10 protein-coding genes are annotated in these 14,469 nt (G+C 56.9%); 5 read left to right on the plus strand and 5 right to left on the minus strand.

Annotated elements, in window-relative coordinates; translation table 11 throughout:
• Window positions 1-7: 7 nt before the first annotated feature.
• The 3 genes from rsmD to KKR91_RS11345 all read right to left on the minus strand — a co-directional run bounded on the left by rsmD (window position 8) and on the right by KKR91_RS11345 (window position 3,881).
• A complete protein-coding gene (gene rsmD, locus KKR91_RS11335; RefSeq protein WP_210229623.1) occupies window positions 8-631 on the minus strand; it encodes a 16S rRNA (guanine(966)-N(2))-methyltransferase RsmD in 624 nt (207 codons plus the stop codon).
• Between the two features lie 75 nt (window positions 632-706).
• Window positions 707-2,926, minus strand: a complete 2,220-nt coding sequence (recG, locus tag KKR91_RS11340) for an ATP-dependent DNA helicase RecG (RefSeq protein WP_210229625.1) — start codon at window positions 2,924-2,926, stop codon at window positions 707-709.
• Window positions 2,916-3,881, minus strand: a complete 966-nt coding sequence (locus tag KKR91_RS11345; protein ID WP_420481392.1) for a DAK2 domain-containing protein — start codon at window positions 3,879-3,881, stop codon at window positions 2,916-2,918. Before KKR91_RS11345 ends, recG begins: the two co-directional genes overlap by 11 nt.
• A gap of 186 nt (window positions 3,882-4,067) precedes the next feature.
• On the opposite strand from KKR91_RS11345, the gene KKR91_RS11350 reads away from it, so the two are divergent.
• The 5 genes from KKR91_RS11350 (at window position 4,068) to KKR91_RS11370 (ending at window position 9,747) form a co-directional block, all read left to right on the plus strand.
• A complete protein-coding gene (locus KKR91_RS11350) occupies window positions 4,068-4,307 on the plus strand; it encodes a hypothetical protein (protein WP_210229627.1) in 240 nt (79 codons plus the stop codon).
• A gap of 108 nt (window positions 4,308-4,415) precedes the next feature.
• Window positions 4,416-5,564 carry a non-hydrolyzing UDP-N-acetylglucosamine 2-epimerase gene (gene wecB / locus KKR91_RS11355; protein WP_210229629.1) on the plus strand — a complete coding sequence of 383 codons (1,149 nt, stop codon included), beginning with the start codon at window positions 4,416-4,418 and terminating at the stop codon, window positions 5,562-5,564.
• A gap of 12 nt (window positions 5,565-5,576) precedes the next feature.
• On the plus strand, window positions 5,577-7,460 hold the full coding sequence (locus KKR91_RS11360; RefSeq protein ID WP_210229631.1) for a glycosyltransferase: 1,884 nt from the start codon (window positions 5,577-5,579) through the stop codon (window positions 7,458-7,460).
• On the plus strand, window positions 7,457-8,530 hold the full coding sequence (locus KKR91_RS11365) for an XcbB/CpsF family capsular polysaccharide biosynthesis protein (RefSeq protein WP_210229634.1): 1,074 nt from the start codon (window positions 7,457-7,459) through the stop codon (window positions 8,528-8,530). The genes KKR91_RS11360 and KKR91_RS11365 overlap by 4 nt, the downstream gene beginning before the upstream one ends.
• Before the next feature lie 896 nt (window positions 8,531-9,426).
• Complete coding sequence (locus KKR91_RS11370) at window positions 9,427-9,747, plus strand: transposase (protein WP_210229636.1); 321 nt, start codon at window positions 9,427-9,429, stop codon at window positions 9,745-9,747.
• Window positions 9,748-9,875: 128 nt separating this feature from the next.
• On the opposite strand, the gene KKR91_RS11375 is transcribed toward KKR91_RS11370, so the two are convergent.
• Together KKR91_RS11375 and KKR91_RS11380 are read right to left on the minus strand one after the other, a co-directional pair.
• Window positions 9,876-13,622 (minus strand): CDP-glycerol glycerophosphotransferase family protein, encoded by a 3,747-nt coding sequence (locus KKR91_RS11375; protein WP_210229638.1) that lies wholly within the window; start codon window positions 13,620-13,622, stop codon window positions 9,876-9,878.
• Window positions 13,623-13,693: 71 nt separating this feature from the next.
• Window positions 13,694-14,404, minus strand: coding sequence for a phosphocholine cytidylyltransferase family protein (locus tag KKR91_RS11380; protein WP_210229640.1), 711 nt, complete (start codon window positions 14,402-14,404; stop codon window positions 13,694-13,696).
• Between the last annotated feature and the right edge of the window lie 65 nt (window positions 14,405-14,469).

The raw sequence follows: 14,469 nt of genomic DNA on the forward strand, positions 1-14,469 counted from the left end.
CCGGGGCCTAGGAGCCGGCGGCGTCTGCAGCGGCGTCGTCGTCGTCGGCAATGTCGTCGGCGGCCTGCGCGGGCTCGGCAAACCACAGCGTGGTTTCCCCGTACTTGCGTTCGCTGAAGCGTTCCATCCCGGCCGGCCACACCGGTTCCGGCGAGCGGGTGGAACGTTCCAGGACGACGACGGCACCCTCGGCCAGGTGCCGCGGCAGCGCCCGCAGCACGGCGTTCAGGTCATCCTCGTCCAGGTCGTACGGCGGATCCAGGAAGACCAGGTCCCAGGTGACATCGGCGGGAACGCGCAGCAGGTAGGTATCGGCCTTGGCGCGGTGCACGTTCACGACGGAGCGGCCGGCGGCGTCGTTGATCAGCTTGGCGTTCTGCTTGCAGGTGCCGGCGGCCTTGTCGGCCAGTTCCACCAGGTCCACGGAGACCGCTCCGCGGCTGGCGCTTTCCACGCCCAGGGCACCGGATCCGGCGAAGAGGTCCAGCACGCGGGCGCCGGCGAGGATGTCGTAGGACTCCAGCCGGGAGAAGAGCGCCTCCTTCACGCGGTCCGTGGTGGGACGGGTTCCGGTTCCGGGAACACTGGTCAGGGAGGTTCCGCCGGCGGTTCCGGCAATGATGCGGCTCATGGGTTTTACTTTATCGGGCTTTGGCCGGGCGTCTTGTCGGATCTGCCCGCTTCCGGGCAGATCCGGCCGTCGGGCTTAGCCGCGGTCCAGGAAGGCTTCCTTCTCGGGGTTGAGATAGTCCTCGATGGCCTCGTTCAACGCCGGATACTCCGCCAGATCAGGGTCCTCCGCCACCAGGGCCGTGGCATGGGCGCGAGCCTTCTCGATGAGCGGCTCGTCCTGGATGGCGCGCAGCAGCTTCAGCGTGGAGCGTCCGCCGGACTGCGAGGCGCCCAGGATGTCGCCTTCACGCCGCAGCTCCAGGTCCTTGCGGGAGAGCTCAAAGCCGTCGGTGGTGGCGGCCACTGCTTCGAGGCGCTCGCGGCTGGGGTGCCCGGGCTCGAGCCGGGTAACCAGCAGTGCGGTCCCGGGCAGCCCGCCGCGGCCCACCCGTCCGCGGAGCTGGTGGAGCTGGGAGATGCCGAAGCGGTCGGCGTCCATGATCACCATTAGGGAGGCGTTGTGCACGTCCACGCCCACTTCGATAACGGTGGTGGAGACCAGCAGGTCGATGTCTCCGCGGTTGAAGGCGGCCATGGTTTCGGTTTTTTCCGCCGGGTCCAGGCGGCCGTGCAGCAGCCCGATCCGGACTCCGGCGAGCGCCGGGGTCTCGGAGAGCTGCTGGAACATTTCGTTGACCGAGGCCAGGTCGAGCTTCTCGGCCCTTCCGGGCGGGGTTGGTCCGTAGTCGAGCAGGGCGAGCTCGGAGCCCGGCTCCTCTTCCTTCTCACCGATTTTGGGGCAGACCACGTACACCTGCCGCCCGGCACTGATCTCCTCGCGGGCGCGCTCCCAGATGCGCCGACCCCAGGCCGGCTTTTCGGCCAGCGGAGCCATGTACGTGGAGATCGGAGCCCTACCCGCGGGCAGCTCGGTCAGCGTGGAGACATTGAGATCGCCGAAAACAGTCATGGCTACGGTCCGGGGAATGGGCGTGGCCGTCATGACCAGCAGGTGCGGAGTGCTCCGGCCCTTGGTGCGCAGGATGTCGCGCTGTTCGACGCCGAACCGGTGCTGTTCATCGACGACGACCAGCCCCAGGTCCGCGAACTGAACGTGCTCGGAGAGTAGGGCGTGGGTGCCGACGACAATTCCAGCGGCGCCACTGGCGGCATCGAGCAGGGCGGCGCGGCGCTGCGCGGTGTTCATGGAGCCGGTCAGCAACGTGACTTGGGTGGCGTCGTCGTCACTCCCCAACCGTCCGCCCTGGCCCAGCGGACCCAGGGTCCTGGTAATGGATTCGTAGTGCTGGGCGGCGAGGACCTCGGTAGGGGCCAGCAGTGCTGCCTGCCCTCCCGCATCGATGACCTGCAGCATGGCGCGCAGGGCCACCAGGGTCTTGCCGGATCCCACCTCGCCCTGCAGCAGCCGGTTCATCGGATACGGACGGGCCAGGTCTTCGGCCAGTTCCCGGCCGACGTCGAACTGGCCGTTCGTGAGCGTGAACGGCAGGGCGGCGTCGAATTTATCCAACAACCCGCCGGCGCGGGGCGGGCGGGCGGTGGCGTCCTCCTGCGCGGCGAAACTGCGCCGGCGGGCCAGTGCCGTCTGCAGCACCAGGGCTTCCTGATAGCGGAAACGGTGCCGGGCCTTGTACGCCTCGCCGATTTCCGCCGGACGGTGGATCATTTCGTAGGCTTCCACCAGCCCGACCAGATGCTCGGACTCCCGGATGGGCTGCGGAATGGGATCGCGCAGGCGTTCGGTCTCCATGGTGTCCAGCAACTGGTCCACTGCCTTTTTGATGTCCCAGCTGTTGAACTTAGCGGTGGCCGGATACACGGGGATGGGACGCTTGGCCTCTTCTTCGTCGTCGGCTTCGTCGTTGAGCACCACATAGTTGGGGTTGGTCAGGGTGAGCTGGCTCTTGTAGACGCCCACCTTGCCGGAGAACATGGCGCGGGTACCGACGGTGAGTTCCTTCTGCGCGGTCCAGCCATTAAAGAAGGTCAGATGCAGCAGGCCCAGGGCGCCTGAGGCGTCATCGGCAACCGTCACCTCCAAGAGGGTTCCCTTGCGGGTCTGCATACGCCGCGCGTTGGCGCTCTGCACCCGGGCGATCAGCGTGACGTCCTCGTCGTACGGGATGTCAGCGATCGGGGTGAGCTCCCCGCGCTCCAGGTAACGGCGCGGGAAATGATGCAGCAGGTCGCCCACGGTTTCCAGGCCCAACTGCTTGTGCAGCTTGGTAGCGGAGGGCTTGCCGATGCGCCGTTCGAGCGGGAAATCCAGTTCCGGGGGAACGTTAGACTTCATGGGCCTCGTGGATTCCGCTGCCCTCGGGAATCTCGTTGGTCTCGTGCCCGTCGGCGGAGAGTTCGGTGATGGTGAGGTTGGTGGGTTCGCCGACGGTGCGCAGCAGGTCGATGGCGGAACCGGCGTCGGGCGTGTGCACGTGCACCCGCCAGCGGTAGCCGTCCTCCACTGCGTTGACCGCGCTCATGATCACCGAGTCCCCCAGCTCATCGAGCTGCAGGCGCAGGGTGGCAGCATCCAGCGGGCTCAGGTTGATGAGGCACATGACCTCTACGCCCTCCATCCGGGGCATGTCGCTGTGGATGTGCGGTGCCTGGACGTCGTAGCCGTGCAGGCCGTCCAGCAGTTCCTCCTGCAGCTCCTCGCCGAGCGCCGCGGCGCGCATGGCGTCCAGGACGAGCAGGAAGCCCACCCCTCCGGCGTCCACTACTTTGGCCTGGGTGAGCGCGTCCAGCTGGAGTTCGGTGTGCACGACGGCGGCCAGGGCCGCGTCCATCATGGTGCGCAGGGTGGCGGCCAGGCCAACGTTGGAATCATCGCCGGCCTGCGCGGCTTCGGTGTCCATGGCGGCGCGGGCGGCTTCCTCCAGCACCGAAAGCATGGTTCCCGGAACCGGGTCGCTGAGAACCGACCAGGACCGCAGCTGGGCGCGCTCCAGTGCCGTGGCCAGCAGCGGCGCGGAGAGCCGGGTGTTGCCCTGCAGCGGTTCGGCCATGGCGGTCAGGAAGACCGAGATCAGGGTGCCGGAGTTGCCGCGGGCATCTTCCATGGCGGCGCGGCCGGCAATGGCCAGGAGTTCACCGATGTCAGCGGTGTCGGCTTCGGAGGCGGCGCGGGACGCGGCCCGAAGGGTGAGGTAGAGATTGGTGCCGGTGTCGCCGTCGGCTACGGGGAAGATGTTGATCGCGTTGAGACGGTCGCTGTGGTTGCCCAGGGAGACTTCGGCGTTACTCAACCATCGCTTCAGTGCCTGTGCGTTCGCAGTGATTTTGGTCTGCAAAGTGATCCCATTCCATGCTGGCACTGGTGTTCCGGACGCCGGGCCCCGTTGCCCTCGTGCCGGTTTGGTCAGTAGGAAGCCTACCGCAGCTACCTTGGCGGTGCCGATAACGATTTGCACAAATGTGGGAAGGTTGAGCCTATGGCGCACAAGCAGTACCCGGACATTGCCGCGGCTAGACACCTGAGCACGGCACGTCTTTCAGGCGAAGCCGAGTCCTTTGAGGTCACCACAGCTGACAGAGTGCCAACGCCGGCCGCACCGACTAAATCTCAGCTGACCACCCGCTACCGGCGGCAGAAAATTGCGGTAATCGTGATCATCACGCTCGTCTCGGTTTCCGTCCCCTCACTCGCCGTTCTGCTTTTCCTCTTCGGCTAGCTTTGACTCTGAAATTACGGTTGACAGCCAGAACAAGAACAACGTAAAAGCCATCGGCTACGCTGGGGATCTACACATCACTGTTCTTGCTTTGCTGGGGGTTGGATCTTGCCTGTTGTTATGCCCATTTACGGGACGCGTCCTGAAGCTATAAAAATGGCGCCCATCGTGGCGGAGCTAAAGAAATCAAAAGTGCTGGACTGCTTCGTGACGGTCACCGGGCAGCACCGTTCCATGCTAGATCAGGTCAACAACCTCTTCGGAATCGAACCCGACCACGACCTGAACATTTTCGAACCCGGGCAGTCCCTGAACGGCATCCTTGCCCGAACCATCGACGGCTTGGAGAAGCTCTTTAGCGTTAACCGGCCGGACGCCGTCATTGTTCAGGGTGACACCACCACCTCCACCGCCGCTGCCATGGCTGCGTTCTACCACGGCATCCCGGTGGTGCATGTTGAAGCCGGGTTGCGAAGTGGAAACCCATCCTCCCCCTTCCCAGAGGAAGGCAACCGCAAGATTACGTCACAGATTGCTTCCCTGCATCTGGCGCCGACTGAGGGAAGCCGGCGGAACCTGTTAGCCGAGAACATCAATCCAGCTGACATTGTGGTCACTGGAAACACCGTTATCGACGCGCTCTTGGCGACCGTGGAGAAGAATGTTCCGTTTTCGGACCCCGATCTTGAGGAACTCGCGGCTTCCGACCAGCGGGTCCTGCTGGTGACCACGCATCGCCGTGAGAACCAAGGCGAGACCATGCAAGGAATCGGCCGCGCGCTGGCCCGCATTGCCCTCGCCGAACCTGATCTGACGATTGTCCTCCCCGTTCACAGCAATCCGTTGGTCCGGAAGGCCGTACTGCCACACTTGGACGGGCTGGCTAACGTTCTTGTTACTGAACCGTTGGAATACGGCGAGTTCACCCGGCTATTATCCCTAGCCCACATCGTCCTGACCGATTCCGGAGGGGTCCAGGAAGAAGCCCCCAGCCTGGGTGTACCGGTACTTGTTATGCGGGCAAACACCGAGCGGCCGGAAGCTGTGCAAGCCGGCGTCGTGAAACTCATCGGCACGGATGAAGACCGCATCGTTTCCGAAGTGGAGCGCTTGCTGCACGACCGGGATTCCTTCCACTCCATGTCCGAGGCGATGAATCCCTATGGGGATGGTACGGCTGCTGCACGTAGCGTAGCGGCTATTCAGCGACTCACTTGCGGTGCCAGCAACAATCTCCCCAATTCAACTCGTTTCTAACAAGGAAATAATGTGGCGAAGTTCCCCGAAGGCAGATATACCATGGTCAACGCTTCTGTCAGGGAAAGTTACGGTGGAGCAACCCGGTCCCAGCTTCTCCGGGCACGTCTCTTCGCGCAGAACGCTGGCCAATCCGTTGATGTGATTACCTTCGACGTTTACCCAGAGTATGAAAGTGAGCGGCACCTATTGGCGGAGGCTGGATTGACCTGCCCGGGTGTAAGCCTGCTGAATCTCCACGAAGAGCTGTCCTCGGAAACTGACTTGGAGCGATTTAGAAACACCGATTCCACAAACATACCCGAATGGTTCCATTCGCTTTCCGATATTCCATTTGTAATGGAATATACGAGCAGCGGGCAACCCTGGCGTCGCAAGTATGACGCTACGGGCACCAATCGGTCCTTTTTCTTCTCTTACCTCCGACCAGACGGGACGGTCTATGCCACGATTGATCGACGCATAGGTGGAACCGACTGGGACCGCAACGAGCGTGGAACCGTTGTTGTCAGAAACGACGGATCCCCTATCGGTTTCTATGCAAGAAAGAGCGCATTGATAAGTCGATGGATAAAGATCCTCGGAGAAGGCGAAACAGATCATTTTCTCATTTTCGACTCGAAAGAATCCGGATACCTCATTGCAGAGGAAAACAGGGAAACTAATCAGCACTTCATACTTCTTGCGCACACCCCACATTTGCAGCCACCACGGCAATGGGATTCGCCGCCAGCCTCCTTTGACTGGGGTGAAACCATGAAAAGCCTAGCACTCTGGGATGGATTTGTTGTTCTTAGCGAAGCCCACAAGAATGACCTCAATCTTAGATATGGCGACAGGAATAACATTTATGTTATTCCTCATCCGGCCGTTGATATAGTACCCGATACAGACTCGACAAAGCGAGACCCGGACCTTGCACTCATTGTCTGTCGACTAGAAAACCAAAAGCGACTTCAAGACGCGATCCATGCCTTTGCTCATGTATTGGAAAAGCGTCCTACTGCTCGTCTGGAGATATACGGGACTGGGTCCAAACTCCAGGAATGGACCGATCTCGTCAAAAGTCTGAACATCTCGAACTCTGTGCTGTTCATGGGATACGAACCCAGACCGGAGAGGCAATACGAGCGCGCGTCTGTTTTTATCATGACGAGCCTATTTGAGGCGCAGCCACTATCCCTATTGGAGGCCTTAGCCCATGGATGCCCAATAGTGTCTTACGATATCAAATACGGTCCGGCCGAAATGGTGCGCCAAGGATCTAATGGCTTCCTCAGCCCCGAAGGCAATATCAAAACGCTTTCTGAGGATATTCTCAGGGTTTTCAGCAGTGACATCGCAACAATGTCGGCATCCTCGATCGATTTAGCTCGACAGTTCAGCGTTCCAATCTTCCTGGATAAATGGTGCCGGTTATTTGAGAGCGTAAAGATCCAGAAGGCACAACGAGTTAGTATTATTTCATCATCGCTAGAGGTTCAGCGCGTCAGTGCAGTCGGGGCTTCACCTATTGCCATCGCGTTGAGCAATGAGGGTATCGGAGTTAGACTCCGTGCCTCCCACCTCAGAATAGGTGGACGTCTCATTGTCACTGCGCTTTATGAAGGAGCCGATCGACCCGCCGGCCTCCGAGTAGCTGTTCGGATCCACAGCACGGAGGGGGAAGTACAATATCTCCCGAACACTCTTAGTGAGCTGGAGGATGATAACCAGTTTGATCTAAACTGGACGATCGCAGAAGATGATCTCTCACGGCTACGCTCAAACGCATCCTTGTTCTACGAGGTTACTTGGAACAACGACCAGCGACTTCTGGAAATACCCTTGGATGCAGAACTGTTTCTAAACTTATCAGCGTCTAATCATAAAGACCTAGCCGAGGGCGCCTCATGAGTTCGTCATCAACTTTATTTCGCTCGCTTGCATACCCATTGGCTGACCTGATTGATGATCTCAAGACCGGCGAATACAAATACATTCATTTATCAGATCCTGAAAACTTACTCGACAATAGACCTCTACTACTTGCAGCCCATCGGAACTCCAAAGTAAAGAACATAGTCATCGAGCTCGCCAAAATGGGCTATTACGTATACCACATGGTGGACGGCGTCGCCCGATTCGTCTTGGAAAGTCACATACCGCAAATGTGGCATAGCGTCCGTGAAGGTCAATATTTGAGCTCTCCGGACGGTGTGGTCTATAGCTTCCAGGAGCCAAAATCGGGAGGGCCTATCCGCAATATGGTCGTCGTTTTTTCATCGATAGGTGGAGACATATTCGGGAATGGATTGTCCCGCTATTTTACACAGAACTTCCGATCCATTCAAAAGCATGTCCCGGCCGATACTGCAATTCTTCGCATTGCGGATATCGGAGGCGTTGTCGGCTCATTCTATTTGGACACTCATTATGCACCGCGCAATACGAAACGAGTGGGCAACCTAATCGAATCCATGCGCATAGCTAATTCTCTCGACAAAGACTCAGTGATCACCTATGGCGCATCTAAAGGAGCAACTGGGGCGCTATTTCATGCCATCAATAGCGACTACAGATGCGTCTGTGTTGAGCCTATCGTAAACGATCACTACTATGAGACCCGATTTGGCGATACACACTTCACTGCTGCAGATATTTTTGTCGAAAAAAAAGAACATACGTTCGCCCGTGCGATAGAGACGTACAAGCGAAGGGCGCCGAGTACGTCCGCTAAAGATCATGAATCAAGGATCATAGTCGTCTATTCTACTCAGTCCCCCCAAGCTCCCTACCTGCGGGAGATCATCGGCAATCATCTGACTAAAGACATGAGTCTTATTGATTTCCGCCATCCTCAGATATCGGATCATCCTGATGTCAGTCCGCAGTCTCTTAATCTAGTGACTATGTACCTTAACATGATGTGTTATGGGATTCCATCCGAGGGCGGGCACTTCGAGTTTTCATGCGAAGCGCCCTAAGTTTCTTCAGTTGAATGCTTGGAATGACATTTTGAATTGCTTCTGCCATGGCTGAAGCACCCCAGGATGCACATGTCGTCTTCACTGTCGTTTACAAGATCTCGCGTTGGAACGCATCCGAGATTAACCGGGTAGTCATGCTTCGTGGGAACTAATTCCGCAAGGTAGCAAAAAGGGCCGACAGATACCGCCCCGAGGAATATCCGGGATGCGCGATCTTTCCTCACGGCCGCTGCTCTGCCCGCTCGCCCAGCCGCTGTTGTGGCGGGTGGCCGTCAACGTGGCTCTCCGTGGTTCGTGGTGAAATCTGGTTTCGTGTTCTCGAACCAAGGAGGCTCGTAGCCCTGTTGCGATGGATATTCCGGACGCATTCATTGATGACAGGACTATGAGCCTTGACCGAGCTTACTTTGCCCAACCCTGATGCTGTCACCACGATCTTCAACCTCGAGGACTACCCGGTAGTGGACACCAGGATCCTCGCGTGTGGCGGCGCAGGATCCATGTTGAAAGCACAGTCGAGTCCGGGTGTCCTTTCTGCGGGGTGATCGGTGCGCGCCGACATTCCAAGCGCTGACAGCGGCTGAGGGACATTCCCGTCGCCGACCCTGTGGAGGTAGATCGAACCCTGGATGACGACCATCGTGGCCTCGATACCGGGCAGGTTGGGGGTCGTTGACGGACGGGACCGTACCGGCGTGAGTGCCTGGCTGCTCAAGCGCCCGCTGCAGTGGCGCGCCTGGGTGTGCAGGTAATGGCGAGCTCAGTGCGGTCTGGAATGTGAAGGAACAGGTGCGGGCCCTGCTGCGCACCGGCTCGCTGGCCGACGCCGCCGCTGCCAAGAATCAGCTCGAGCATCCGGTGAGGGAATCCGGCCGGCCCGAGACAACCCATCTATGGCGGAGCATTTGCCGGTGGTGGAAGAGATCGAAGTTCTCATTGTTGCCGGTGCCACGACGGGCAAGGTTGAGGCCATCAATACGAGTATCAAACACATCAAACCGACTGGGCGCGGGTTCGTCATCAGCACCAATTGCAAAACCCGTATTACGCTCAGAAGTGCCCTCGAGAACTGTGGTGAACTCTCCACTACGATAGTGGGTTTCACCTCGAACCGGGACCTGGATAACCCAGCAACGCGCCAACCTAGCGGGCATTTCGATGATACAGACGACCCGCGGCCGATCAGGCCAATGCGCTCTCCAGATATTCGATGAGACCGGTGAGGACTTCCGACTGTGGCGTTCCAACTCCAACTGCACCGATCTGGAATAGTCTACGGCTGTTTCTCCTAATCCTCAGGAGTCCGGCAGTCTTATGGGATCGCGAACAGTCTCACCGTGGACTACAGAACAACCAAGCCAAACTTATCCAGTGCTTCCTTTTGATACAATTCATAGTCCAATTTTTTGCGCGGTACTTGGCCGAGAAAGAATGACCGGAATCCCCCAGTTAGACCATCAACACTGTTTTCGACGAGCAGTCCGTAGCCACCCTCAAGAACGCTGCGGGGCCCAACCACATCCGTGGAAATCACCGGACGATCCAGAATCAATGCCTCAAGCACTACAAGCCCTTGGCCCTCGTAGTCGGACGAGAACACGAAGCAATCTGCGTTCGCAAGGATTGCAAAAGGATTCAGGCGCCGCCCGGCTAGCAGAACGCATCCGTCCAGGTCGAGGCGCGTGATGAGTTCCTGTAGTGAGCTGTGTAACGGGCCGTCACCCAAGATAACGAGCTTCGCTCCTGATTGCTCGGCAGCAATTTCTGAGAAAGCACAAATTAGTTTGGCATGCCCCTTCTCGGGAGACAGTCGGCCCAGAGTTACGAACAATGTGTCGCCCTCATCGACCCACTGAGCAATATCTTCGTCCAGCGGTTGTTCCGCCATGTGGAGCGTCTCTGCAGGGTTAACAAGATTATTGCAGAAGGTAAATTTATTTGAATCAAGCTCGAACCGCTCAGCTAGCTGAGTTGTGTTTTCTTCGGCGACACTCTCTGTAACCGACACAAGGGACTCAAAGTTTTTATAAAGCCGGAAGTTCGCTTCCAGATACTCAAACCGGTTCCGCCACTCGTTGTACATGTCGTTGTGGAGATAGACCGACTTTTTTGCACCTTCGAGCGGCGCGTTGCCCAGCAGCGCAGTCCAGAAGCGTGCGTAACCTTCAAAGCAAATCACGGAGTCGAAGGAGGCCGTGCCGAACATGCGGCGAAACTCACGTGCGAACGCCCGGTTGAAGACAATCCACATTTCATCGCTGTCCAGCGTGTGCTGGGTGTTGAACTTGTCAACGACCCAGCGTTCCTCCGGCGTAAGGACGTGGCTTCCGACACGGGCGAGTACTCGGACATGTTCGGGATTCTGCTCGAACTTTTCAAGCCGGGCAGCTTCGCTGGCCAGCGCATCTGGGTCAACCACAACATAAATATTGTTTTGATCCGGGTCAACATGGGAAACGAGATTGAGGTATGAAGTCGTGATTCCATTTGGCAGGAATGACCCTTGGTAGAATAGGACATTGCGTTTACCGTCACGACCGTTATGCACTTCATATTCAGACGATCCGAAAAAGAAAAAGTCAATCGCTCGTGCCGTCGCACCGCCATCGTCTAGGGGGCAGAACTCCTGCTCTGCTGAAATATAGTCAAGCCTCTTTTCGTGCTCAGTCGCCGCCTGGATGGCTTCGCTTATCTGACTAACAACTGCTTCCACGTCGTAACACAGATTGCCCGGCATTGAAGCCAGATCGAAGTACAATCCACGCTCTGCCTTGTATTGTTCTAGATCGTATGCGTAGTAAATAATTGGACGCCCGGTCGCAATGAAATCGAAAAATATACTGGAGTAGTCTGTGATTAACACGTCAACGATTGAAAGAAGGTCATTGGTGTCAATGATTGGCGGGACCACGTGTTGATGCAATGATTTTCCGTCTGTTTGGGCGCTAGTCATGGCATGCCCACGGAAGAGGAAGTGCCAATCATCAGAGCCGGCCAGCGCCTCCACATCCGCCACAAGCCGGCTGTTATCCAGGATACGATCGCCCAGGGTCCCTCGCCATGTTGGCGCGTAGAGAACCACTTTCTTGTCGGGTGGTACCCCGAGTTGCTTCCGCAACTCGGCCTTATGGTCATCAGTTGCTGTGAGCGTTGCATCGACTCGCGGATAGCCAGTAATCGCGAGTCTTCCATTGAAGATCCCTGCGACGTCGTACCTGTCTACTAAACAATCTGCAGTAAACTTATTCGGTGCGATTAGATGAGTTGCGTGGAGGAAATTACGAGCAGCGTTTTTGTGCTCCATTACCCCGTTTTTAATGTCGCGTCCCAGCGTCTTCAACGGCGTTCCGTGCCAAGTATTTAGATACTGCTGTTCATTTCGACGAATAAAGTAGGGAGGAAAGGTGTTGTCGTTTATCAAGAACCTCGCCGTTGCGAGATAGCGCAGGTACAAATCGCTATCTCGTGTCACAAAGATAAAGTCTTCACGTCGCTTAAAGTCCCCTGGAATGCTGGCGAGGTCATTAACCACCCAAACGTGCCGGAAACCTGAAAACCTCGTGTCCATTATCACGGACTTACAGACCTGTAAAGGGCTTCCCGCTACTGCTGAGCCGTGGGCACTTTCATACAGGATAGTGGAATCTAGGATATCCAGCGTCTCCATATACTCTGTATAGGCCATGGCCTGCTTTTGGTGCTTGTTCTTCATGTACTGCGTCGTGTCAACTGCATGCGGGCGTTTAAACTGCCTGGTTTCAAGGAAGGCTGCCGAAGCCTCCCGATACATCCCACTTAGCATTAGGGCACGCCCCAACCTGAAGTAGCGCTCCGGATCATACTCCAAGGTGCGCTGAACAGCTTCACTATATGCAGCAGCAGCAATGGCAGGATACCCGAGTTCCTCCGCACGGAGCCCCAACTTATAGCTAAGCTCCGCTGATTGTGAACGTTTCCCGATCTCCAAATCAGCCTTTAGGACTCTCTCAAGATAAGGGTCGCCATCCGTGGACCGGCTCGGAGCGATCTTGTCTTCTCGAGAAAGATAGAAAGCGATGCACGCATCCCGGTAACGGCCCTGGAGCTGCAAGACGTATCCCATACGGTACTTCCAGTAGTGACTAGCCGTTGCCGTACTCTTTAGGACGCGAGAGTATGCAATCTCAGCAGATTGAAGATCCCCAAGTCTTTCGTACGAAAGACCGAGCCGCCATGACAATCTCTCCTGGAATGGATCGAGCTCTAGTGCCTTACGGAACATACCGGCTGCACCAGCCCAGTCGTAGATCTTCTGCTGGGCGAGCCCGAGTCGGTAGTAAAGCTCAATTGCATCCGGTTTAGATTGCAGAGTCTTTGCATAGTGTTTCGCAGCTAATTTCCACTGGCCCTTGGCCTGAAAAAAAGCGCCCACACCCACCGTTGGAGAACCCAGGCTAGTGTCCTGCGTGACGGCTCGCTCATACGCAGTGTCGCGTTGCTCTGCTTTTCCTTCTACTTCCAATGCCCATCCGGCTTTGAACTGAAGATCAGCACTCTCAGGGCGTAGCGTGGCCGCCTTCGTGTACACACTGCCGGCTAGGTCAGATCTCCCCATTTTGAAATAAGCGTCACCAAGCTTTTCCAACCATTGGGGATCGTTGGCATGGGCAGGCAACCCCTCTTCAAGGACACTCAAAATTTGCCAAGTGGCGCCTCGATTTCTACTGACTAAATCAAGGCGTAGTTGTGTTATCGCAGCCTCACAAACCTCGACTCTGTGTACCCATGAGGCTTGGCGCGGATCAAGTTCGAGTGCTTTGCGATAGTAGAATAATGCTGCGTCGAAGGACTTTTTTCGCTCCAACACGAAGCCGAGGCGGTAGTTCCATGCCGCGTTCGTAGGCTGTAATTCGACGGCCTTCTCGAGTAAGGGCAGAGACTCGTCAAGTCGGTTGAGGCGGAAATAGGCATGCCCAAGTCGGAACACAACTCTCGGATTTGTGTCTTCTCCAAGGCGCACAAGGCGTGCATACGTTTTTGCCGCTGCAGCCCAATCATCTTTCTTCTCCAACTGCCGAGCCTGAGCGTATGCAGCCTGCCAACCGATCATCGTACTCCTAATAGTCTTGCATTCCCCGGATATCTAACACCTGATACCAAAGTGTTTTTACTAAAACCCTTTTACGCGACGGGGATGGCAGCTAGCTGTTCGTTGGCGCGTGCCAGGTCATCAGCGAAGTCGACTTCAACCGCGTAGAAGTCGCTAATATCTACCGGAAGGTACTTGACCGCGTCTTTTTCAATTGTTTTTTCCATACCGCGTTCGAAGTAGTCCTGGTCCTTGACTCCGGCCAGACGCTTGATCAGCTTCTTCTTGTCCTTGGACGAGACGTAGTTGATTCCTACCGCTTCACCAAGGGCATTTTTCACCGACTTGGACAGCTGATCGATATGGCCTTCCACATCTACCGTGTACTTCACTTCTTCATCTGAAACAGACGACGTGTCGACTGCCACGAAGGACTGGTCCGATTTAATGAAAGGCCTCAGGTACTCAAGCATGGCCGGGTCAAAGACCACGTCACCGTTCATCCAGAGAACTCCACCCTTAGTGGAGTTGCGGAGCGCTTTGAGGAGACTCTTCGACGTGTTCGTCTGGTCGAAGGCCTCGTTATAAACATACGAAGCATCAGGCACATGTTCCATGATCATCTCAAGCTTGAAGCCGACGACTATGCTGAGACGAAGTTTTTTCCCGAAGGCTGCCTGCAGGTTCTGCACCTGTTGGGTCATGATGGTTCGGCCGTCATCGAGTTCGGTCAGAGACTTGGGGTGGGGGCGGGCCAGTCTGGTGCCCATGCCGGCGGCCAGAATCACTACTTGTACTGTCATTGTTCGTTCCTTATTTGCATAGCGTCTTGAGACTCTTATCCTTTCGGGAACGCATGCCAAACTGC

Origin of the sequence: Arthrobacter jiangjiafuii (assembly GCF_018622995.1) — a bacterium.
GTDB classification, from domain to species: domain Bacteria; phylum Actinomycetota; class Actinomycetes; order Actinomycetales; family Micrococcaceae; genus Arthrobacter_B; species Arthrobacter_B jiangjiafuii.